Here is a 21,644-nt window from a genome sequence, read left to right as displayed (position 1 = left end):
CGGGGGCGTGCCGCCCCGGCGGGCGAACAGCCGGAAGAAGCGGGCGGGATCGTCACGGCCGACGCGGCATGCCACCGCGTCGACCGGCAGTTCGGTGACGACGAGGATTTCCTTGACCCGGCCGGAGAACACCGCCCCGGCCCCGACGGACGCCGTACGGCCGTCACCGCGCCCGCGCCGACCGCCCGATGCACCTCGAAGGACCATCCGCCGGGCATCCGAGCAGCACCGGTCTTCGGCGACCGGGGGGGGGCGGCGGTGCGGTCACCGTCCGCGGAGCGGGTCGCACGGCTCGAACTGGTGGGCCGGATGCGCGGATTCGTCCGGATCGACGGTTTCGGCCCGGGCCGGTACCGCCGACGGGCGGCGGAGGAACCGCGGACCGGTGAAAACCGTGCACACCCGCATAGAGTGGATGGGAAGTCCAGGGCGTCCTTGGGGGTAACGGCGTGGCGAACGACGGACCCGTCGAGCACGGCTACCCGCATCTGGAGACGGTGCGAGCCGCGATCACCGCGCTGTACAGACGCCTGTCGTACGACACGATCCAGACCTTCGCGACCAGCGTGGCCCCCGCGGACGTGGCCTTCTGCGACACCGACGATCTGCACCTGGGCGCGCAGCGGGTGGCCGGCGAGATCGTCCGGCACTTCCGGCTGCCGGACGCCCGCCTGATCGTCAGCTTCCGCGAGATGACCCACGCGGCGAACGTCGAACTCGCCGCGGGCCCCGAGTACTTCGTCGAGCTGAACGACCGTTTCCGCACCCACCGACGGGACATCGGGGCGGCCCTGGCGCACGAGGTGATGCACGTCTATCTGCACCGTCTGGACCTGTCCTTCCCCAGCACGGCGGAGAACGAGATCCTCACGGACACGGCGACCACGTACCTCGGCGCGGGCTGGCTCCTGCTGGACGCCTACCGGGAGGACACGGTGTCGTCCCAGAAGCTCGGCTACCTCACTCCGGAGGAGTTCGGCTACGTCCTGGCCAAGCGCGCCCTGGTCTTCGGCGAGGACCCGGCGGTGTGGTTCACCAGTCCGCAGGCGTACACGGCGTACACCAAGGGGATGGCCCAGGCCCGGCACGACGAACAGCAGCCGCCGCTGACCGCCGCGGGCTGGGCGGGCCGCCGCCGCTACGCCCGCGACCGCAGGCACGCCCACGGGCCGCAGCCCGGCGTGCCCTATGTCTTCACCCCCGACGGCGGCGGCCTGCTGCGGGTCTCCTTCCCCTGCCCGACGTGCCAGCAGCGCATCCGGGTGCCGGTGAAGGGCCGGATCCGGGCCCGCTGCAGCCTGTGCCGCACGGTGCTGGAGTGCGACACGTGACGCACGGCCCGGGAGGCGCGCTCAGCGGCGGTGGTCGGACACGCATCGCGCCCCGAGCGTCACGGCGCCCGGCCTGTCCCGGAGAGCGTCAGCGCGCGGTGGGGTCAGGGTGAGGGGACGATGCCCCTGGCTCGGGCTGCTTTCAGCCAGATGGGGAATTCGGTGATGAGGCGGTCGTAGAGTTCCGCGTCCGGCATGGTCCGGGGGTCCGAACCGGCGTGGAAGAAACCCGCGTTGTCGACCACCCGCTTCTCCGGCACCGCCAACTCGTCCAGCTTGCGCAGGAAGTCGAACTGGCGGCTGTCCGGGTCGCCGAACCCGACGAACTGCCAGAACAGCGGCAGCTTCGCCGCCTTGCACAGATAGCGTTCGGCGGCGGGCTTGCTGATCGGGCCGCCGTCGGTCTGGAAGACGACGAGGGCGGGGGCGGTGGAGCCGCTGTCGAGGTAGTGGTCGATGACCGCGTCCATGGCCAGGTGGTAGCTGGTCTTGCCCATGTGCCCGAGCCCGGCCGCGATCCGCTCGATGCGGCCCTGGTGGTCGGCAAGGGCGATGTCCGTGACGGCGTCGACGTCCGTCGAGAAGAACACCACCGGCACCCGGCCGTCGTCGTCGAGGTGCGCGGACAGCCCGAGCACCCGGTCCGCGAGCGCCTGCACGCTGCCGTCCTGGTAGTACGGCCTCATCGACCCGGAGTGGTCGACGACGAGGTAGACGGCCGCGCGCAGCCCGTCGAGCCCGCGTTCGGTGAGCGACACCCCGGCCGTGCGGTACGACTCGACCAGCGCGGGCGCGCTCTCCGTCACCTTGCTGAGACTGATCGCGGCCATGCCGGGCTCCCCCCTCGTACGGCTCCGTAGGCCGAGACTACGCGATCTTCGACCCCCGCTTTTCCCTCCCACCGGCACAGTTCGCTATTTTGTTCGCCGCCGTCCCCACCGGCTCGTCCCGTCCCCGTGATTCTGAGGAGCCGGCCGTGGCCGCCGAGTCCGCCGTGACCACCTGCTACCGCCATACCAAGGTGGAGTCGCATGTCCGCTGCACCCGCTGCGACCGCTACATCTGCCCGAACTGCATGCGCGAGGCCGCCGTCGGCCACCAGTGCGTGGACTGCGTGAAGGAGGGCGCCCGGTCGGTACGGCAGGCGCGGACCGCGTTCGGTGGCCGGATCACGACGGTGCCGGTCGTCACCGGTGTCCTCATCGGCCTCAACGTCCTCGCCTATCTCGCCGAACTGGTGCGCCCTGCGGTCGTCGACTCGTTCGGGATGCTGGGGCGGGGGCTCGTGGGCGGCGACGGCACGCACTATCTGTGGCAGTACCCGTACGGCCCCGACGTGCACGCGGAGGGGCTCGCAGGCGGCGAGTGGTACCGGCTGCTCACCGGGCCGTTCCTGCATCTGCCGGCCACGGAGACGCCGTTCGGCATCGTGCACATCGTGCTGAACATGGTGTCGCTGTGGAGCCTCGGCCGGGTGGTCGAGGCTCAGTTGGGCCGCGTCCGCTTCCTCGCCCTGTATCTGCTCTCGGCGCTCGGCGGCTCCGTGCTGGTGCTGCTGCTCGCCCCGGACACTCTGACGGTCGGCGCGTCCGGCGCGATCTTCGGGCTCGGCGCCGCCTACTACGTGATGGCCCGCCGCCTGGGCTACGACATGAACGCCGTCAACCGCTACATGGCGGGGCTGCTGCTGTGGCTGTTGATCTCCGCCGGGTTCGCGTCCTGGCAGGGGCACCTGGGCGGCCTGCTGGCGGGCGGCACGCTGACGCTCGCGTACGCGTACGCGCCCCGGGACGGCCGCCGCACCCTGGTGCAGGCGGGCGCCGGCGTCGCCGTGCTGGCTCTGCTGGCGGTGTTGACCTGGGCGAAGGTCTCGGAACTCACAGGAGGGGCGGCCTGACCGGGGCCGTACGGTGATGTCATGAAACGTGCCGGAATTCTGCTGTTCGCGGCCGTCCCGGTGATCGTCACGGCGGTGGTGTACGTGGCCACGCCGGGCGACTCGGGCGCGTCCTCGCCCCAGCCCACCTCCGCCGCCGCCCAGGCCCGCACGGACGCCAAGGCGCGGGCCGAGCAGTCGGAGAAGTCCCAGGACGACCAGGTGATCGCGGACGCCCCGCCGGGGCTCGCCGCGCCGGAGAAGAAGGAGCTGGCGCAGCAGCTCGTGGCGAGCGCGGAGAACTCCACGCTGGACTGGCGCAGCACGTACGGCTATATCGAGGACATCGGCGACGGCCAGGGCTACACCGCCGGCATCATCGGCTTCTGCACCGGAACCCACGACCTGCTCACCCTGGTCGAGCGCTACACCAAGGCGCATCCGGGCAACGGTCTGGCCGGCTATCTGCCCGCCCTGCGCAAGGTCGACGGCACGGACTCGCACGAGGGTCTCGACCCCGGCTTCACCGCCGCCTGGAAGGCGGAGTCGAGGCTCCCGGCCTTCCGCGCGGCCCAGGAAGCCGAGCGCGACCGGTCCTACTTCGACCCCGCCGTCCGCCTCGCCAAACTGGACGGACTGGGCACGCTGGGCCAGTTCGTCTACTACGACGCGATGGTCTTCCACGGTCCCGGCACCGGCCCGAACGGCTTCTACGGCCTGCGCGAACGCGCCCTGAAGGAGGCCGACACCCCGGCCGAGGGCGGCCGCGAGAAGGCGTACCTCGACATCTTCCTGGACGTCCGCCGAAAGGCGATGCGGGCCAAGCGTCCCGGCATCGACACCACCCGCATCGACACGGCCCAGCGGCAGTTCCTCTACGACGGCAACATGGAGCTGCGCAGGCCTTTGCGGTGGCGGGTGTACGGGGAGTTGTACGAGGTGCTGTAGCGCGTCGTCTGTGGTCTGTCGTCTGCGGGTGCGTCGTGGCTTGTCGCGCAGTTCCCCGCGCCCCTATCGGGCGCCTAATCATCCCCGGAGCTTCATCAGAACGCCGTTACGCTTCGTCCGTTGTCTGCGGGTGCGTCGTGGCTTGTCGCGCAGTTCCCCGCGCCCCTATCGGGTGCTGAATCGTCCCCGGGGCTTCATCGGAAACGCCGTTGCGCGTCGTCCGTTGTCTGCGGGTGCGTCGTGGCTCGGCGTGCAGTTCCCCGCGCCTCTTTCGGGTGTGGGTAGACGGCGGCGCCTGCCCGGGTGTCCGGTCGGGGACTGGTGGGCAGGCGCCGTCGGTGTTCCGTACGCCTTTGTACGGGACGTCTGGTGGGGGTTCGTCAGACCAGGGAGCGGTCCGTCGGGTGGATCGGGGCCGGCAGGTCGGTGGCGCCGGTCAGGAAGCGGTCGACGCCCTTGGCGGCCGAGCGGCCCTCGGCGATCGCCCACACGATGAGCGACTGGCCGCGGCCGGCGTCACCGGCGACGAAGACGCCCGGCACATCGGTCTGGAAGTCGGCGTCGCGGGCGATGTTGCCGCGCTCGTCCAGCTCCAGGCCGAACTGGTCGACCAGGCCGTTCTCCCGGTCGGTGCCGGTGAACCCCATGGCGAGCGTGACGAGCTGGGCCGGGATCCGGCGCTCGGTGCCCGGCTTCTGGGTCAGCCTGCCGTCGACGAACTCGACCTCGGCCAGGTGCAGCCACTGGACATTGCCGTCCTCGTCGCCCTCGAAGTGGGTGGTGGACGCCGAGTAGATGCGCTCGCCGCCCTCCTCGTGGGCCGAGGTGACCTTGTAGAGGATCGGGAAGGTCGGCCAGGGCTGGCTGACCTTGTTCCGCTCCTCGTTCGGGCGGGGCATGATCTCCAGCTGGGTGACGGAGGCCGCGCCCTGGCGGTGGGCGGTGCCCACGCAGTCCGCGCCGGTGTCGCCGCCGCCGATCACCACGACGTGCTTGCCCGCGGCCGAGAGCGGCGTGGTGACGTAGTCGCCCTCCTGGACCTTGTTGGCCAGCGGCAGGTACTCCATCGCCTGGTGGATGCCCTTGAGTTCACGGCCGGGCACCGGCAGATCACGGGCGGTCGTCGAACCGGCGGCGATGACGACGGCGTCGTACCGCTTGCGCAGGTCCGTCGCCTTCAGGTCGCGGCCGACCTCGATGCCCGTGCGGAACCGGGTGCCCTCCGCGCGCATCTGCTCGATACGGCGGTTGATGTGCCGCTTCTCCATCTTGAACTCGGGGATGCCGTAGCGCAGGAGGCCGCCGATCCGGTCGGCGCGCTCGTACACGGCGACGGTGTGGCCGGCCCGGGTCAGCTGCTGGGCGGCGGCCAGGCCCGCCGGGCCCGAGCCGATCACCGCGACCGTCTTGCCGGACAGCCGCTCGGGCACCTGCGGCCGTACGGCACCGCCGTCCCACGCCTTGTCGATGATCGAGACCTCGACGTTCTTGATGGTGACCGGCGGCTGGTTGATGCCGAGCACACACGCCGACTCGCAGGGCGCCGGGCACAGCCGCCCGGTGAACTCCGGGAAGTTGTTCGTCGCGTGCAGCCGCTCCGAGGCGGCGTCCCAGTCCTCGCGGTAGGCGTAGTCGTTCCACTCGGGGATCAGGTTCCCGAGCGGACAGCCGTTGTGGCAGAACGGGATGCCGCAGTCCATGCACCGGCTGGCCTGCTTGCTGATGATCGGCAGCAGGGAGCCGGGGACGTAGACCTCTTTCCAGTCCTTGACGCGCTCGCTGACGGGACGGGTCTCGGCGACCTCACGGCCGTGGTTCAGGAAGCCCTTCGGGTCAGCCATTGATCGCCGCCTCCATCATCTTCTCGTGGGTCTCGGTCTCGGAGAGACCGGCTCGCTCGGCGGCGTCCTTGGCGGCGAGCACTGCCTGGTACGTGCTGGGGATGATCTTGCTGAAGCGGTCGACCGCGGTGTCCCACTCGGCCAGGAGCTTCTCGGCGACCGTCGAGCCGGTCTCCTCCTGGTGGCGGCGCACCACGTCGTGCAGCCACTGCTTGTCCGTCTCGTCCAGCGCCTGGACCGCGTCCAGGTTGCCGGCGTTGACGTTGTCGCGGTTCAGGTCGACGACGTAGGCCACGCCGCCGGACATGCCGGCCGCGAAGTTGCGGCCCGTCTCGCCGAGGACCACCGCGTGACCGCCGGTCATGTACTCGCAGCCGTGGTCGCCCACGCCCTCGGAGACCACCAGCGCACCGGAGTTGCGGACGCAGAACCGCTCGCCCGTGCGGCCGCGCAGGAACAGCTCGCCGCCGGTCGCGCCGTACGCGAGGGTGTTGCCCGCGATCGTGGAGTACTCGGCGAGGTGGTCGGCGCCGCGGTCCGGGCGCACGATCACCCGTCCGCCGGACAGGCCCTTGGCGACGTAGTCGTTGGCGTCGCCCTCCAGACGGAGGGTGACGCCGCGCGGCAGGAAGGCGCCGAAGGACTGGCCCGCCGAGCCGGTGAAGGTGATGTCGATCGTGTCGTCGGGCAGACCCGCGCCGCCGAACTTCTTCGTCACCTCGTGGCCGAGCATGGTGCCGACCGTGCGGTTGATGTTGCGGATGGCGACCTGGGCGCGCACCGGCTGGGCGTCGGTGGCGCCGGCCGCGGCCAGGGCGTCGGCGGCGAGCTTGATCAGCTCGTTGTCCAGGGCCTTGGCCAGGCCGTGGTCCTGCTCGACGACCTGGTGGCGGACCGCGCCCGCGGGCAGTTCGGGCACGTGGAACAGCGGCTCCAGGTCCAGGCCCTGCGCCTTCCAGTGGTCGACGGCCCGGCTGACGTCGAGCGCCTCGGCGTGGCCGACGGCCTCCTCGATGGAGCGGAAGCCCAGTTCGGCGAGGATCTCGCGGACCTCCTGGGCGATGAACTCGAAGAAGTTCACCACGTACTCGGCCTTGCCGGCGAACCGGTCCCGCAGGGTCGGGTTCTGGGTGGCGATGCCGACCGGGCAGGTGTCCAGGTGGCAGACGCGCATCATGACGCAGCCGGAGACGACGAGCGGCGCGGTCGCGAAACCGAACTCCTCGGCGCCGAGCAGCGCGGCGATGACCACGTCGCGGCCGGTCTTCAGCTGGCCGTCGGTCTGCACCACGATCCGGTCGCGCAGGCCGTTGAGCAGCAGCGTCTGCTGGGTCTCGGCGAGGCCCAGCTCCCAGGGGCCGCCCGCGTGCTTGAGCGAGGTCAGCGGGGAGGCGCCGGTGCCGCCGTCGTGCCCGGAGATCAGGACCACGTCCGCGTGCGCCTTGGAGACGCCCGCGGCGACCGTGCCGACGCCGACCTCGGACACCAGCTTCACATGGATCCGCGCGGCCGGGTTGGCGTTCTTGAGGTCGTGGATCAGCTGGGCCAGGTCCTCGATGGAGTAGATGTCGTGGTGCGGCGGCGGCGAGATCAGGCCGACGCCGGGGGTGCTGTGCCGGGTCTTGGCCACCCACGGGTACACCTTGTGGCCGGGCAGCTGGCCGCCCTCGCCGGGCTTGGCGCCCTGGGCCATCTTGATCTGGATGTCGTCGGCGTTGACCAGGTACTCGGAGGTCACGCCGAAGCGGCCGGAGGCGACCTGCTTGATCGACGAGCGGCGCGCCGGGTCGTACAGGCGCTCCGGGTCCTCGCCGCCCTCACCGGTGTTGGACTTGCCGCCCAGCTGGTTCATGGCGATCGCGAGCGTCTGGTGCGCCTCGAGGGAGATCGAGCCGTACGACATGGCGCCGGTCGAGAAGCGCTTGACGATCTCGCTCACCGGCTCGACCTCGTCGACCGGGACCGGCTGCCGGTCCGCGGCGAAGCCGAACAGGCCGCGCAGCGTCATCAGACGCTCGGACTGCTCGTTCACGCGCCCGGTGTACTTCTTGAAGATGTCGTAGCGCCCGGTGCGCGTGGAGTGCTGGAGGCGGAAGATCGTCTCGGGGTCGAACAGATGCGGCTCGCCCTCGCGGCGCCACTGGTACTCGCCGCCGATCTCCAGGGCGCGGTGCGCGGGGGCGATGCCGGAGGCCGGGTAGGCCTTGGCGTGCCGGGCGGCGACCTCCTGGGCGACGACGTCGATGCCGATGCCGCCGATCTTGGTGACGGTGCCGTCGAAGTACTTCTCGACGAAGGCGTCGTCCAGACCGACGGCCTCGAAGACCTGGGCGCCGCGGTAGGAGGCGACGGTCGAGATGCCCATCTTGGACATGACCTTCAGGACGCCCTTGCCGAGCGCGTAGATCAGGTTGCGGATGGCCTTCTCGGTCTCCATGCCCGGCAGGAAGGTGCCCGCGCGGACCAGGTCCTCCACGGACTCCATCGCCAGATACGGGTTGACCCCGGCGGCGCCGTAGCCGATGAGCAGGGCCACATGGTGGACCTCGCGGACGTCGCCGGCCTCGACCAGCAGGCCCACGTGGGTGCGCTGCTTGGTGCGGATGAGGTGGTGGTGGACGGCGGCGGTGAGCAGCAGCGAGGGGATCGGGGCGTGCTCGGCGTCCGAGTGGCGGTCCGACAGGACGATCAGCCGGGCGCCGTTCCCGATGGCCGCGTCGGCCTCGGCGCAGATCTCGTCGATGCGGGCGGCGAGGGCGTCGCCGCCGCCGCTGACCCGGTACAGACCGGAGAGGGTCGCGGCCTTGAAGCCCGGCATGTCGCCGTCGGCGTTGATGTGGATGAGCTTGGCCAGCTCGTCGTTGTCGATGACCGGAAAGGGCAGCACGACGGTGCGACAGGAGGCGGCCGTGGGGTCGAGCAGGTTGCCCTGCGGGCCCAGCGCGGAGCGCAGCGAGGTGACCAGTTCCTCGCGGATCGCGTCCAGCGGCGGGTTGGTGACCTGCGCGAACAGCTGGGTGAAGTAGTCGAACAGCAGGCGCGGGCGCGCGGACAGGGCGGCGATCGGCGAGTCGGTGCCCATGGAGCCGATCGGCTCGGCGGCCGCCTTGGCCATCGGCGCGAGCAGGACGCGCAGCTCCTCCTCGGTGTAGCCGAAGGTCTGCTGGCGGCGGGTGACCGAGGCGTGGGTGTGCACGATGTGCTCGCGCTCGGGCAGGTCGCCCAGCTCGATCTCACCGGCCTCCAGCCAGTCGGCGTAGGGCTGCTCGGTGGCCAGGGTCGCCTTGATCTCGTCGTCCTCGATGATGCGGTGCTCGGCGGTGTCGACGAGGAACATGCGGCCGGGCTGCAGCCGGCCCTTGCGGACGACCTTCGCGGGCTCGATGTCGAGGACACCGACCTCGGAACCGAGGACGACGAGGCCTTCGTCGGTCACCCAGTAGCGGCCGGGGCGCAGTCCGTTGCGGTCGAGCACGGCGCCGACCTGGGTGCCGTCGGTGAAGGTGACACAGGCCGGGCCGTCCCAGGGCTCCATCATCGTGGCGTGGAACTGGTAGAAGGCGCGCCGTGCCGGGTCCATGGAGTCATGGTTCTCCCACGCCTCCGGGATCATCATCAGCACGGAGTGCGGCAGCGAGCGGCCGCCGAGGTGCAGCAGCTCCAGCACCTCGTCGAAGGAGGCCGAGTCGGAGGCGCCCGGGGTGCACACCGGGAAGAGGCGGTCCAGGTCTCCGTCGCCGAAGAGGTCGGAGACCAGCCGGGACTCGCGGGCGCGCATCCAGTTGCGGTTGCCCTGGACGGTGTTGATCTCACCGTTGTGCGCGACGAAACGGTACGGGTGCGCGAGCGGCCACGACGGGAACGTGTTGGTGGAGAACCGGGAGTGCACGAGCGCGATCGCGCTGGCGAAGCGCCGGTCGGACAGGTCGGGGAAGAAGGGTTCGAGCTGGCCGGTGGTCAGCATGCCCTTGTACACGATCGTGCGCGCGGACAGCGACGGGAAGTAGACGTCGGCCTCGCGCTCGGCGCGCTTGCGCAGCACGAACGCCCTGCGGTCCAGCGCGATGCCCTCGTCGGCGCCTCCCCCGCTGACGAAGAGCTGCCGGAAGACCGGCATGGTCGAGCGGGCGGTGGCGCCCAGCAGTTCGGGGGCGACCGGGACCTCGCGCCAGCCGAGGACGGTCAGTCCCTCCTCGTGGGCAATCGTCTCGATCTGTGAGACGGCCTCGGCGGTGTTCTCCTCGGGCAGGAAGGCGATGCCGACGGCGTACGCCCCGGCCGCGGGGAGTTCAAATCCGGCCACGTCACGAAAGAAGGCGTCGGGCACCTGGGAGAGCAGTCCCGCGCCGTCGCCGGAGTCCGGCTCGGAGCCGGTGGCACCGCGATGCTCCAGGTTGCGCAGAACCGTGAGCGCCTGCTCGACCAGCACATGGCTCGCCTCACCGGTGAGGGTGGCCACGAAGCCGACGCCACAGGCGTCGTGCTCATTGCGGGGGTCGTACATACCCTGCGCAGCAGGGCGAGCATCCATGAACGACCAGTTCCGGCCATTCGTGGAATGCTGGGACGGCTGGCGCGGCGTACGCATCGGCTCTCCCGTCGTCGTCATCTGGCATATGCGGTGCCGAGGGACGACGCTGGCCCTCTGCGTGAGTGCAAAATTTCGTGCAGGTTACACGATGGAACGGCTCTCGGGAACCGGATGGTCCGTTCCAGCATGCGGACGTCGCCGGGGTGCGCGACAGAGTCGCCGCGCACGGCGGCGGAAGTATGTGGGGACCGGTCGGGACAGATCCATGTCCATCGGTCCGAGGGGGCGGGAGGAGCGGCATCGCCCATCCCGCGGATGCGCCGCAGGCGTCCTTGCCCACAGCGCTTACGGCTCATGCCCAGTGGTTAAGCATTCGAAACCAGGAGGTAACAGCTGTTCATGCGGCCCAGCGCACAGCTACCAGCCGACTTATCCTACGGCCGTTCCGAACAAACTGCCCAGGGCGTACGTCACACCGGCCGCCGCACCGCCCAGGGCGAGCTGCCGCAGGCCGCTGAACCACCAGCTCCGCGCGGTCACCTTGGCGACCACGGCGCCACAGCCGAACAGCCCGACGAGGGCCAGCAGCAGGGCCGGCCACAGCGCGGTCGCGCCCAGCAGATACGGCAGCACGGGCAGCAGGGCGCCCAGCGCGAAGGAGCCGAACGAGGACACCGCCGCAACCAGCGGCGACGGCAGGTCGCCCGGGTCGACGCCCAGCTCCTCACGGGCGTGTATCTCCAGGGCCTGCTCGGGATCCCGGGACAGCTGCCGGGCGACCTCGCGGGCCAGCTCCGGCTCGACGCCCCGCGTCTCGTAGAGCGCCGCCAGTTCCTTCTCCTCGTCCTGCGGGTGCCGGCGCAGCTCCCGCCGCTCGACGTCCAGCTCGGCCTCGACCAGCTCGCGCTGCGAGGCGACGGAGGTGTACTCGCCGGCCGCCATGGAGAAGGCGCCGGCGGCGAGGCCCGCGAGCCCCGTGATGACGATGGTCTGGTGGCTGACCGCGCCGCCGGCCACGCCGGTGATCAGGGCGAGGTTGGAGACCAGGCCGTCCATGGCGCCGAACACGGCGGGGCGCAGCCAGCCGCCGTTCACGTCCCGGTGCGTGTGGTTGTCCCGGTGCGCCTCATGCAGCGCGGCCTCGGTCTCGATGATGGCCATAGGGGTCCCCCAGGAGCTTAATTGGACAGGTTCTACTTTTCGACAACACCGAATCTACGCCTTTGATTTCCCGCCCGCCAGCAAGGAAAGGCTGGGCTAACCTGCGCCTTTACCTTCTTTGCTCATACGTGCATAGAGCTGCGCACATGTCGACCGGGTGATGCTGGGGCCCTCGGTGCTCGCGTCGACGGCTCCGGTGGCAGACATCCGCAAAAGCCGCCCCACGGAGAGAGCCGCCCATGGCATCGATCGCCCGCATCCCCTCGGTCCCGGCCCGCGGGGACGCCACCGGACTCCGCGAACGGGCGCGCGGCGCGCTGCTCGGCCTGGCGGTGGGAGACGCGCTCGGGGCCCCGGCGGAGAACCTGAAGCCCTCGGAGATCCGGGCCCGCTGGGGCCGGATCACCGGATACGTCGTCGAACGGCCGTCCGGCACCGACGACACCGAGTACGCGATCTTCTCGGGGCTGCTGCTCGCCCGGCACGGCTCCGCCCTCACCCCGGAGCATGCGGAGGCGGCCTGGCACGAGTGGATCGCGAGCCGGTACGAGGGGCCTTTCAAGGGCGCGGGATTCAGCGAGCGGGGCACGCTGGAGAACCTCCGCCGGGGGCTGGCCGCGCCCATCTCGGCCCAGCACCGGCACGCCTGGAGCGACGGTCTCGCGATGCGGGCGGCCCCGTTCGGGGTGTTCGCGCCGGGCCGCCCCGCCGAGGCGGCCCGGCTGGTCGCGATCGACGGCTCGGTCAGCCATGACGGCGAGGGCATCCACGGCGGGCAGGCGGTGGCCGCCGGGGTGGCGGCGGCGATGGCGGGGGCGCCGGTCAGCGCGGTGGTGGCCGCCGCCCTGGCCGTCGTACCCGACGACTCGTGGACGGCACGCTCACTGCGCCGGGCGGCCGCCGTCGCCCACCGCGGCGAACGCGCGGTCCGCTCCGCGGTCGTCGTCGGCGGCTACCCCTGGACCGACCTCGCCCCCGAGGCGGTGGCGCTCGCCTTCGGCGCGTACGCGTCCGCCGACGGCGACTTCCGGCGGGCCGTCCTGACGGCGGTCAACATGGGCCGGGACGCCGACACCACCGCCGCCGTGGCGGGCGCGCTGGCCGGCGCGACCGAGGGCGTCCGCGCCGTCCCGGCCGACTGGGCGGCGGCGATCGGCCCGGCCCGCGGCACCTGTCTGCCCTCCATGGCGGGCCACCACGTGCTCGACGTGGCGGACCTCCTGGTCGCGGAGACCCGGGAACTCCTGAACCGGGAGACACCCGAACCACGCGAAGCAGAACCGCACGTACCGCCCGGTGCGCTGCGCGACCTCGTGACGCGGACCGCGGAAGGGCTCGTCCCGGACGCCGTACGGGTCGAGCCCCGCCCGGCCGCGGAGACGGCGACCGTGCCGCCCGCGGACACCGCGGCGTACGTACCCGCGGCGTGCGCGCCGGCCGAGCGGGGGGAGGTGCTGCCGTGAACCGCCGGATCGAGGGGCTGCTGCTGGGGCTGGCCGCGGGGGACGCCGCCGGCTGGCCCGCGGCGCGGCACCGGGCCGCCCGGATGCCCGAGTGGACGCGGCGCCTCACCCGCGAGCTGGACACCTTCGCCGAGCAGAACGCGACGACCACGCTGCCCGTGCCGATCGCGCTCAACCAGCCCCCGGAGCCGCTGTGCCTCGGCCCCTCCGACGACGCCGAGTGGGCGGCGTTCGCGGCCGAGGCGGTGCTGCGCGCCGGCGACGACAGCGCGCTCGGGGACCTGAGCCGGGACCGCCGCACCCGCGCCGCCATCGACCTCACCTGGAGCGCCGTCGCCTCCGAGGTCGCCGCCGCGGCCGAGCGCGCCCCCGAGGTCGAGTCCGCGGTGCTGCCGCTGCGCGCCCGGATCTCGGTCCGGGCCGGCCTCGGCAACCTCGCCACCGGACTGCGTCCGCCCGCCACCGGCCACGACAACCCGCACTACTTCGACGACGCGGCCTGCGTACGCGCCTGTGTGCTCGCCGTCGCGCACCGCGGCGACCCCCGGCGCGCCGCCGAACTGGCCGAGTTCGACGCCCGCTACACCCAGGACGGCGACGGGGTGCACGGCGCCCGTGCGATGGCGGCCGCCCTCGCGCTGGCCCTCACCGGCGCGGACGTGGACACCTGTGTGACGGCGGCCCTCGGCGAGCTGCCCCCGACAACGGAGATCGGCCGCAACGCCCGCCATGCGCTGGCCCTCGCCCACGACACCGGGACCGCCTTCGCCCTGGTCCCGCTCCTGGAGCACCAGATCGTCGACCACGTCTACAGCTACGGCATCGCCGCCGCCGAGACGGTCCCGGTCGCCCTCGCCCTGGCCACCGCCGCGCGCGGCCGGATCGCCGAGGCCGTGCCCGCCGCGGCCTGTCTGTCCCGGGTCGCCGACTCGGCCCCCGCGCTGGCGGGGGCGCTGACCGGGGCGCTGGGCGGCGGCGCGGCGATCCCACCCGCGTGGCGGGACGCCTGCCGCACCCTCTCGGGCTGTGCGCTCCCCCGCCTCACCGGCACCGACCTGGTCGAACTCGCCGAACTCCTGGAAGCCGCCCAACCGACCGCGCCAAGAGGATGGTCCGGATCATGACGCCTGAAGCATATGAAGGCAGCGGTACGGGTCTGCGCGAGCGGATCACCGGGGCGCTCGTCGGCGCCGCTGTCGGAGACGCCCTCGGCGGCCCCGTCGAGGGCTACTCGCCCGAGCAGATCCTCGAACGCCACGGTGGCCGTGTGCACGGCATCGTGGGCCCCTGGCACGGCGACGACTGGCGCACCGCCCGCCCCATCGCCCCGTACCACAAGGGCGACGGGCACGTCACCGACGACACATTGATGACCCACGCGCTGGTCCGGGTGTACGCGCTGGTCCGGGACCACCTGGACGCCTACGCCGTCGCCGACCACCTGGTCCCGGACCTGATGACGAACCTCCGCTGGATCCCCGAGCTTGAGGCGGAGGCCCTGCCGCTGCACCGGATCTTCCTGGCGGAGAAGTGGCTGGTGGCCCGTCTTGCGTACGGCCATGTGGACCCCCGGGAGGCGGGCACGGGCAACATCGTCAACTGCGGGGCGGCGATGTACATGGCCCCCGTCGGCCTGGTCAACGCGGCCAACCCGGCGGGCGCGTACGCCGAGGCGCTGGACGTCGCGGGCGCGCACCAGTCGTCGTACGGCCGTGAGGCGGCCGGGGTCCTCGCCGCGGCGGTGGCGGCGGCCACGGCACCCGGCGCGAGCCCCGAGTCGGTCGTGGCCGCCTGCCTGGCGCTGGCGAAGGACGGCACCCGGGCGGCGATCGAGGAGGTCTGCGCGGTGGCCGGCCGGTACCGCGACATCGAGTCGGCGCTGGTCCCGCTGCGTGAGGCGGTGGCTCCCCACGACACGGTCGGCCCCGACTACCGCGCCCCGTCCCTCGGTGCCCGCCGTCCGTCCCGGCTGCACTCGATCGAGGAACTCCCCGTCGCGCTCGGCATGTTGCTGGTGGCCGGCGGCGACTACCGGCAGGCGGTCCTGGGTTCGGTCAACTACGGCCGCGACTGCGACTCGATCGCGACGATGGCGGGTGCGCTGGCCGGCGCCCTCGGCTCGCCCGTCCCGGAGGACTGGGCCAAGACCGTGGCGGAGGCGAGCCGGCTGGATCTGTGGGCGCCGGCCCGGACGCTCACCGAGGTCGCCCGGGAGGTCTTCGCCCGGGACGTCGGGCGGCGCCGGGCCCACGAGCGGGCGTTCACCGCACTCGGGGGTCCGGAATGCTCCGGCTGACCTGGGTCCAGCCGGAGGACCTGGTGGCCCACGAGCTTCGCCAGGCGCGCCAGGACGGGCGCGAGCCGGCGGCGATCGAGGCACGCTGGACGGCGGCGGGCGGCGGTGCCGCGCCGATGCGGGCCGGGGCCTCCCCGCAGCCTGCGTCGCGGTACCTCCGCTTGCTCGCGGAGGACCTGCTGGACGAGCTGGCCGACCTGCCCGCCGCGTCGGCCGAGCGGGAGCCGACCGAGCTGGCGCGGATCAAGGCCCTGTGCCCCGACTGGCCGACCGAACCGCTCGCGCCGAGTGGCGGACCGACGGGGCGCGGGCCGGTGGCGCGCAGGCCGATGGGGCATGGGACGGCGGGCGGTGTGCCGACCGGCAGTGGGCCGGGCGGTGGCGGACCGGCGGGGCGCGGACCGACGGCCGGCGGACCGGCGGGGCACCGCGCGCCGGATCACCGGGTCCCCGATCACAGGTTCCCGGATCGCGGGCCCGCGGGACCCCGGGCCCCGGGGTGTCCGGACGGGAGTGGGCTGCGGGGCGCCGCCGGCCGTACGGCCCTCACCCCGCTCGGGCTCGAAGCGGCCTGGCTGGGCCGGGCCGTCGGCTGTCTGCTGGGCAAGCCGGTCGAGAACCTCCCCCTCGACGGCATCCGCCGGCTCGCGCGGTCCACCGGCAACTGGCCCCTCGCCGCGTACTTCACGGCCCGCGGGGTCCCCGACGACCTCAAGGCGGCCCACCCCTGGAACCGCCGCTCGGCCACCACCTCGCTCGCCGAGAACATCGACGGCATGCCCGAGGACGACGACCTCAACCACCCGCTGCTGACGCTCCTGCTGCTCCGCCGGCACGGCAGGGCGTTCAACACCGCCGACCTGGCCCGGCTCTGGCTCGACGAACTCCCCGCAGGCCGCACCTTCACCGCCGAGCGCATCGCCTACCGCAACCTCCTCGCCGGCCTCGAACCCCCGCACACGGCCCGCCACCACAACCCCTTCCGCGAGTGGATCGGCGCCCTCATCCGCGCCGACCTGCACGGCTGGACCAACCCGGGCGACCCGGGCGCCGCCGCGGCACAGGCCCACCGCGACGCCGTGCTCAGCCACACCGCCAACGGCGTCTACGCGGCGATGTTCACCGCGGCCACCATCGCCGCCGCGGCCACCGGAACCCTCGACGTGCACGCCTGCCTGCGTGTCGGCCGCACGGTGGTGCCGCCCGGTTCCCGGCTGGCCGAGGCCCTCGGCCACGCCGTCGGGCTCGCCGCCGAACACCCGGACTTCGACCAGGTCGTGGACGCGCTGCACGCCCGCCACTCCGCGATCTACCACTGGGTCCACGCCATCCCCAACACCGCCCTGATCGCCGCCGCCCTCACCCACGCGGACGGCGACTTCACCGGCTCCGTCTGCCGCGCCGTGTCGGGCGGCTGGGACACCGACTCCAACGGCGCCACCGCGGGCAGCATCGCCGGCCTGCTCGCCGGCACCCCCGCCGCCCTGCCCGACCGCTGGACGGCCCCCCTCAAGAACCGCCTCGCCACCTCCGTCACCGGTTTCGACGGCATCGGCTTCGACGCTCTCGCCCACCTCACCCACCTGGAGGCGACCCGCCCATGACCCCCACCGCACCCGGCAGCGCGGCCACCGGACCCGTCCCGCAGCGGGCCCCGTACGCCGCATGAACGCGCCCCAGCCCCTGCACGGCCTGCGCGTCCTCGATCTCGCCACGCTGTTCGCCGGTCCCCTCGCCGCCACCCTGCTCGGTGACTTCGGCGCCGAGGTCATCAAGGTCGAGCACCCGGCGAAGCCCGACCCGTCCCGCGGTCACGGCCCCGCCAAGGACGGCGTCGGCCTGTGGTGGAAGCTGCTCGGCCGCAACAAACGCACCCTCACCCTGGACCTGTCCAAGCCCGGCGGTCGTGCCACCCTGCTGCGGCTGGCCGCCACCGCCGACGTGGTGATCGAGAACTTCCGCCCCGGCACGCTGGAGAAATGGGACCTGGGCTGGGCCGAGCTGTCCGCCGTCAACCCTCGCCTCGTCCTCACCCGGGTCACCGCCTTCGGCCAGTTCGGGCCGTATGCGCGCCGCCCCGGCTTCGGCACCCTCGCCGAGGCGATGAGCGGCTTCGCCGCGATCACCGGCGAGCCGGACGCGCCCCCGACGCTGCCGCCCTTCGGCCTCGCCGACTCCATCGCCGCGCTGGCCACGGCGTACGCGGTGCTGACGGCCCTGGCCGCCCGGGAGCGCACCGGCGAGGGCCAGGTCGTCGACATGGCCATCATCGAGCCGATCCTGACCGTCCTCGGCCCGCAGCCGATCTGGTACGACCAGTTGGGCCATGTCCAGCCGCGCACCGGCAACCGCTCCCAGAACAACGCCCCGCGCAACACCTACCGCACGGCCGACGGCGCCTGGGTCGCCGTCTCCGCCTCCGCCCAGTCGGTCGCCGAACGCATCATGGACCTGGTCGGCCACCCGGACCTGATCGACGAGCCGTGGTTCGCGACCGGCGCCGGACGAGCGGCGCACGCCGACGTCCTCGACACGGCGGTCGGCCGCTGGATCGCCGCCCGCACCCGCGACGAGGTGGTGTCCGCCTTCGAGAAGGCGGAGGCAGCGGTGGCACCGGTCCAGGACGTACGGGACGTGATGTCCGACCCCCAGTACGCCGCGCTGGGCACCATCACCACCGTCGACGACCCGGAACTGGGCCCGCTGTGCATGCAGAACGTCCTCTTCCGGCTCTCCGCCACCCCCGGCGAGATCCGCTGGGCGGGCCGCCCGCACGGCGCGGACACGGAGGCCGTCCTGACCGAGCTCGGCCTGACCCCGGCGGAGCTCCACGCCCTGCGCGAGGAGGGCGCCCTGTGATCCCGTTCCCGCTCACCTGGCTGTACGTCCCGGGCGACCGCCCGCATGTGGTGGCCAAGGCGCTGGCCTGCGGCGCGGACGTGGTGGTCATCGACCTGGAGGACGCGGTCGCCCCGGACCGCAAGGAGTACGCCCGCGCGGCGACCGTCGACCTCCTGTCCGAGCCCCAGCCTGTGCAGGTCCACGTCCGGGTGAACGGCACGGAGGGGCCATGGGCGGCGGCCGACCTGCGGGCGACGGCCGGGCTGCCGGGCGTGTCCGGGGTACGGCTGCCGAAGGTGACCTCCGCCGACGAGGTGGTGCGCGCCGCCGAGGCCACCGGGCATCGGCTGTACGCCCTCCTCGAAACCGCCCTGGGCATCGAGCACGCCCACGCCATCGCCGCCGCCCACCCAGCCCTGCGTGGCATCTCCCTCGGCGAGGCGGACCTCCGGGCCGACCTGGGCGTACGCGATGACGCGGGCCTCGACTGGTGCCGCTCCCGGGTCGTCGTCGCCGCGCGGGCGGCCGGGCTCGCGCCGCCGCCCCAGTCGGTCCACCCCGACATCCGCGACCTGGCGGGCCTCGCCGCCTCCTGCGCCCACGGCCGCGCCCTCGGCTTCCTAGGCCGGGCCGCCATCCACCCGCGTCAGCTGCCGATCATCGAGCGCGCCTATCTGCCCACGGAGGCGGAGCTGGAACAGGCCGAGACGATCGTGAAGGCGGCCACGACGGAGCGCGGCGCCCAGGCGCTGCCGGACGGCCGGTTCATCGACGCGGCCGTGGTGGCGGCGGCCCGGCGGACGCTGTCCTCGGCGGCCCGCAAGCCATGAGACACGCCGAGGGCGCCCCGTGATCCGGGGCGCCCTCGCTGCCGTACGACCGTGGGTCAGCTCTTCTTCGTGGCCGACTCCGCCTCGTCCTTCGCCTCCGGAACCTCGGCGACCTCGGCCCGGCCCTCGGGGATCCCGGCGGTCCCGGCCTCCGGCTCGGCCCGGTCGCCGGCCTCGGCGTCCGCCCCGTCCTTCGTCCGGTCCTGCGCCTCGTCCCCCGTCGCGTCCTGTGCCTTGTCCTGCGTCTCGTCCTTCGTCTCACCGTCGGACGCGGTGCCGGACCCGGGCTCCGCGCCGGGAACCGAACCCTCGGCATCCGCGACGGCGCCCGGTTCCACGACGGCCTCCCGGCCGGGCCGCTTCTTCGCCGACACGACGATGTACACCACCGCCAGCACGAAGACGAGCAGCGCGGTCCAGTCGTTGAGGCGCAGGCCCAGGATGTGGTGGGCGCTGTCGACGCGCATGTACTCGATCCAGGCGCGGCCCACACAGTACGCGGCGACATACAGGGCGAACACCCGGCCATGGCCCAGCTTGAAGCGCCGGTCGGCCCAGATGACCAGGACGGCGACGCCGATGCACCACAGGGACTCGTACAGGAACGTCGGGTGGTAGTAGCCCGGCACCCGGCCGCCCGAGGAGGAGGTGATGTGCACCGCCCAGGGAAGGTCCGTCTCGCGCCCGTACAGCTCCTGGTTGAACCAGTTGCCCCAGCGTCCGATCGCCTGCGCCAGGGCGATACCGGGGGCGACGGCGTCGGCGTACGCGGGCATCGGGATGCCCCGGCGCCTGGCGCCGATCCACGCGCCCAGCGCGCCGAACGCGATCGCGCCCCAGATGCCTAGCCCGCCCTCCCACACCTTGAAGGCGTCCACCCAGTCACGGCCCTCGCTGAAGTACAGCTGGTAGTCCGTGATCACGTGGTAGAGCCGACCGCCGATGAGGCCGAACGGCACGGCCCAGACGGCGATGTCGGCCACCGTGCCGGAGCGGCCCCCGCGGGCGACCCAGCGTTTGTTGCCGAGCCAGACGGCAACGAACACGCCGATGATGATGCAGAACGCGTAGCCGCGCAGCGGAATCGGGCCGAGATGCAGCACCCCGCGCGACGGGCTGGGAATGTAGGCAAGTTCCATGGCAGGGTCGACGCTACCGTGCCGGGCCGGACACACGGCAGTCAGCCCGGCTACGGGTCCATAACGGGCGAGTGAGAATCACTCACCCCTTGTCGGCCGCCTCCACCATCTGCTTGAGCTTGGCCGGGGTCAGCGACTGGTCCTGGTAGATGTTCTTGCCGTTCAGCAGAACGGTCGGCGTGCCGGTGAAGCCGCCCGACGCGAAGGCCTTGTCGGACTTCGCCACCCAGCTATTGTGCGTGCCGTCCTTGACGCACTTCTGGAACTCGGGCGTGTCGAGGCCGTCCACCTTGCCCGCCAGCTCGATCAGTCTGGCATCGCTGGAGAAGGCGTCGTCCGTCTCCTTGGGCTGGTTCGTGTACAGCATGTCGTGGTACTCGCGGAACTTTCCGGCGTCCTGGGCGCAGGCGGCCGCGTTGGCCGCGCGCCGGGAGCCGCTGCCGCCGAGGTTGCCGTCGATGAGCGTGACCAGGTGGTACTCGATTCTGAGCTTGCCGGCGTCGGCCAGCTCGTGGAGCGTGGGGCGGTACGCCGTCTCGAAGACCTGGCAGGCCGGGCAGCGGAAGTCCTCCCACACCGTGAGCGTGGACTTGGCGTCGTCCTTGCCGACCGGGATGGCGAGGCCGTCCTTGCCCTGTGCGCCGGAGGGTGCCACGACCGGGCCCGAGCTGGCGCTGTTCTTCTCCTTGCCCGCGTTCGCGGCGACCACGCCGATCACTGCCGCGAGCCCGAGCACGCAGAGCACGCTCGCGCCCACGATCAGCGCGCGGCGCCGCTTCTCCGCGGACTTCTGCTTCTCTCGCTCGACCGCCAGTCGCTCACGGGCGTTGCGCTTTCCGTCACGATTCTTCTCGCTCACACCCCCAGAACGAACCGGGGAGGCCCAGTGCGCCTTCGCGGTGCGAGGTCCACCCGTTCGAGTGACGGGCGCTCCGCGCTCCGCGGGTGGGGCGGCGATGGGCCGTCGTTCGTCTGCGGCACCGTCGTGGCTGATCGCGCGACTCCCCTCCGGGGCGCAACCGATCGACGAACGCCGACACCGGCCAACACCCGTCGTTCGACCGCAGCGCCATCGTGGCTGACCGCGCAGTTCCCCGCACCCCCTTCGGGGCACCACCCCAGCACGGCAACCCATCAGCAAACGCCGACACCGGCCAACACCCGTCGTTCGGACGCGGCGCCATCGCGGCCGATCGCGCAGTTCCCCGCGCCCCCTTCGGGGCGCCACCACAGCGCGGCAACCCATCAGCAAACGCCAGCACCGGCCAACACCTGTCGTTCGGCTGCGGCGCCGTCGTGGCCGATCGCGCCGTTCCCCGCGCCCCCTTCGGGGCACCACCCCAGCCGACAACCGATCAGCGAACGCCGGCACCAGCCAACACCCGTC

The 21,644-nt window shown here is 72.5% G+C and carries 15 protein-coding genes; 9 read left to right on the top strand and 6 right to left on the bottom strand.

Annotated elements, in window-relative coordinates:
• Window positions 1-449 precede the first annotated feature (449 nt).
• Window positions 450-1,331, top strand: coding sequence for a hypothetical protein (locus CTZ28_RS05040; protein WP_121887990.1), 882 nt, complete (start codon window positions 450-452; stop codon window positions 1,329-1,331).
• Between the two features lie 104 nt (window positions 1,332-1,435).
• Here the strand turns inward: CTZ28_RS05040 and CTZ28_RS05035 are convergent, their stop codons facing one another.
• Window positions 1,436-2,161: a vWA domain-containing protein gene (locus CTZ28_RS05035; protein WP_121887989.1), complete on the bottom strand. Its 726-nt coding sequence runs from the start codon at window positions 2,159-2,161 to the stop codon at window positions 1,436-1,438.
• Window positions 2,162-2,307: 146 nt separating this feature from the next.
• Between CTZ28_RS05035 and CTZ28_RS05030 the strand changes: the two genes are divergently transcribed.
• On the top strand, window positions 2,308-3,228 hold the full coding sequence (locus tag CTZ28_RS05030; protein ID WP_121887988.1) for a rhomboid family intramembrane serine protease: 921 nt from the start codon (window positions 2,308-2,310) through the stop codon (window positions 3,226-3,228).
• 21 nt (window positions 3,229-3,249) lie between these two features.
• Window positions 3,250-4,155 carry a chitosanase gene (locus CTZ28_RS05025; protein WP_121887987.1) on the top strand — a complete coding sequence of 302 codons (906 nt, stop codon included), beginning with the start codon at window positions 3,250-3,252 and terminating at the stop codon, window positions 4,153-4,155.
• A gap of 380 nt (window positions 4,156-4,535) precedes the next feature.
• Here CTZ28_RS05025 and CTZ28_RS05020 read toward each other — a convergent pair whose 3' ends face one another.
• The 3 genes from CTZ28_RS05020 to CTZ28_RS05010 all read right to left on the bottom strand — a co-directional run bounded on the left by CTZ28_RS05020 (window position 4,536) and on the right by CTZ28_RS05010 (window position 11,688).
• Entirely contained in the window at window positions 4,536-5,996 is a 1,461-nt protein-coding gene (locus tag CTZ28_RS05020; protein ID WP_121887986.1) for a glutamate synthase subunit beta, read from the bottom strand.
• The gene (gene gltB / locus CTZ28_RS05015; protein ID WP_121887985.1) at window positions 5,989-10,584 is read right to left on the bottom strand and encodes a glutamate synthase large subunit; all 4,596 of its coding nucleotides are present in this window, start codon (window positions 10,582-10,584) and stop codon (window positions 5,989-5,991) included. The genes CTZ28_RS05020 and gltB overlap by 8 nt, the downstream gene beginning before the upstream one ends.
• A 372-nt stretch (window positions 10,585-10,956) precedes the next feature.
• Window positions 10,957-11,688: a VIT1/CCC1 transporter family protein gene (locus CTZ28_RS05010; RefSeq protein ID WP_121887984.1), complete on the bottom strand. Its 732-nt coding sequence runs from the start codon at window positions 11,686-11,688 to the stop codon at window positions 10,957-10,959.
• Window positions 11,689-11,927: 239 nt separating this feature from the next.
• On the opposite strand from CTZ28_RS05010, the gene CTZ28_RS05005 reads away from it, so the two are divergent.
• The 6 genes from CTZ28_RS05005 (at window position 11,928) to CTZ28_RS04980 (ending at window position 19,118) form a co-directional block, all read left to right on the top strand.
• On the top strand, window positions 11,928-13,151 hold the full coding sequence (locus tag CTZ28_RS05005) for an ADP-ribosylglycohydrolase family protein (protein WP_121887983.1): 1,224 nt from the start codon (window positions 11,928-11,930) through the stop codon (window positions 13,149-13,151).
• Window positions 13,115-14,275, top strand: a complete 1,161-nt coding sequence (locus tag CTZ28_RS05000) for an ADP-ribosylglycohydrolase family protein (RefSeq protein ID WP_259471476.1) — start codon at window positions 13,115-13,117, stop codon at window positions 14,273-14,275. Before CTZ28_RS05005 ends, CTZ28_RS05000 begins: the two co-directional genes overlap by 37 nt.
• Entirely contained in the window at window positions 14,272-15,447 is a 1,176-nt protein-coding gene (locus tag CTZ28_RS04995) for an ADP-ribosylglycohydrolase family protein (RefSeq protein WP_121888110.1), read from the top strand. The genes CTZ28_RS05000 and CTZ28_RS04995 overlap by 4 nt, the downstream gene beginning before the upstream one ends.
• A complete protein-coding gene (locus CTZ28_RS04990) occupies window positions 15,435-17,051 on the top strand; it encodes an ADP-ribosylglycohydrolase family protein (protein ID WP_121887981.1) in 1,617 nt (538 codons plus the stop codon). The genes CTZ28_RS04995 and CTZ28_RS04990 overlap by 13 nt, the downstream gene beginning before the upstream one ends.
• A 61-nt stretch (window positions 17,052-17,112) precedes the next feature.
• Window positions 17,113-18,306, top strand: coding sequence for a CaiB/BaiF CoA transferase family protein (locus CTZ28_RS04985; protein ID WP_121887980.1), 1,194 nt, complete (start codon window positions 17,113-17,115; stop codon window positions 18,304-18,306).
• Window positions 18,303-19,118: an HpcH/HpaI aldolase/citrate lyase family protein gene (locus CTZ28_RS04980; RefSeq protein WP_121887979.1), complete on the top strand. Its 816-nt coding sequence runs from the start codon at window positions 18,303-18,305 to the stop codon at window positions 19,116-19,118. The genes CTZ28_RS04985 and CTZ28_RS04980 overlap by 4 nt, the downstream gene beginning before the upstream one ends.
• Window positions 19,119-19,174: 56 nt before the next feature.
• Here the strand turns inward: CTZ28_RS04980 and lgt are convergent, their stop codons facing one another.
• Entirely contained in the window at window positions 19,175-20,257 is a 1,083-nt protein-coding gene (gene lgt, locus CTZ28_RS04975; RefSeq protein ID WP_121887978.1) for a prolipoprotein diacylglyceryl transferase, read from the bottom strand.
• An 82-nt stretch (window positions 20,258-20,339) separates the two neighbouring features.
• Window positions 20,340-21,116, bottom strand: coding sequence for a DsbA family protein (locus CTZ28_RS04970; RefSeq protein ID WP_121887977.1), 777 nt, complete (start codon window positions 21,114-21,116; stop codon window positions 20,340-20,342).
• Window positions 21,117-21,644 lie beyond the last annotated feature (528 nt).

It is taken from the genome of Streptomyces shenzhenensis, from assembly GCF_003688995.1.
Taxonomy (GTDB): domain Bacteria; phylum Actinomycetota; class Actinomycetes; order Streptomycetales; family Streptomycetaceae; genus Streptomyces; species Streptomyces shenzhenensis_A.
Note: the sequence above shows the minus strand (reverse complement) of the source record. Positions and strands in the feature narration are given on the sequence as shown.

Bases quoted from the DNA above. Each gene is read 5' to 3' on its own strand.
- CTZ28_RS05035 (WP_121887989.1), bottom strand. From the start codon at position 2,161: ATGGCCGCGATCAGTCTCAGCAAGGTGACGGAGAGCGCGCCCGCGCTG.
- CTZ28_RS05025 (WP_121887987.1), top strand. From the start codon at position 3,250: ATGAAACGTGCCGGAATTCTGCTGTTCGCGGCCGTCCCGGTGATCGTC.
- CTZ28_RS05020 (WP_121887986.1), bottom strand. From the start codon at position 5,996: ATGGCTGACCCGAAGGGCTTCCTGAACCACGGCCGTGAGGTCGCCGAG.
- gltB (WP_121887985.1), bottom strand. From the start codon at position 10,584: ATGCGTACGCCGCGCCAGCCGTCCCAGCATTCCACGAATGGCCGGAAC.
- CTZ28_RS05010 (WP_121887984.1), bottom strand. From the start codon at position 11,688: ATGGCCATCATCGAGACCGAGGCCGCGCTGCATGAGGCGCACCGGGAC.
- CTZ28_RS05005 (WP_121887983.1), top strand. From the start codon at position 11,928: ATGGCATCGATCGCCCGCATCCCCTCGGTCCCGGCCCGCGGGGACGCC.
- CTZ28_RS04995 (WP_121888110.1), top strand. From the start codon at position 14,272: ATGACGCCTGAAGCATATGAAGGCAGCGGTACGGGTCTGCGCGAGCGG.
- CTZ28_RS04990 (WP_121887981.1), top strand. From the start codon at position 15,435: ATGCTCCGGCTGACCTGGGTCCAGCCGGAGGACCTGGTGGCCCACGAG.
- CTZ28_RS04985 (WP_121887980.1), top strand. From the start codon at position 17,113: ATGAACGCGCCCCAGCCCCTGCACGGCCTGCGCGTCCTCGATCTCGCC.
- lgt (WP_121887978.1), bottom strand. From the start codon at position 20,257: ATGGAACTTGCCTACATTCCCAGCCCGTCGCGCGGGGTGCTGCATCTC.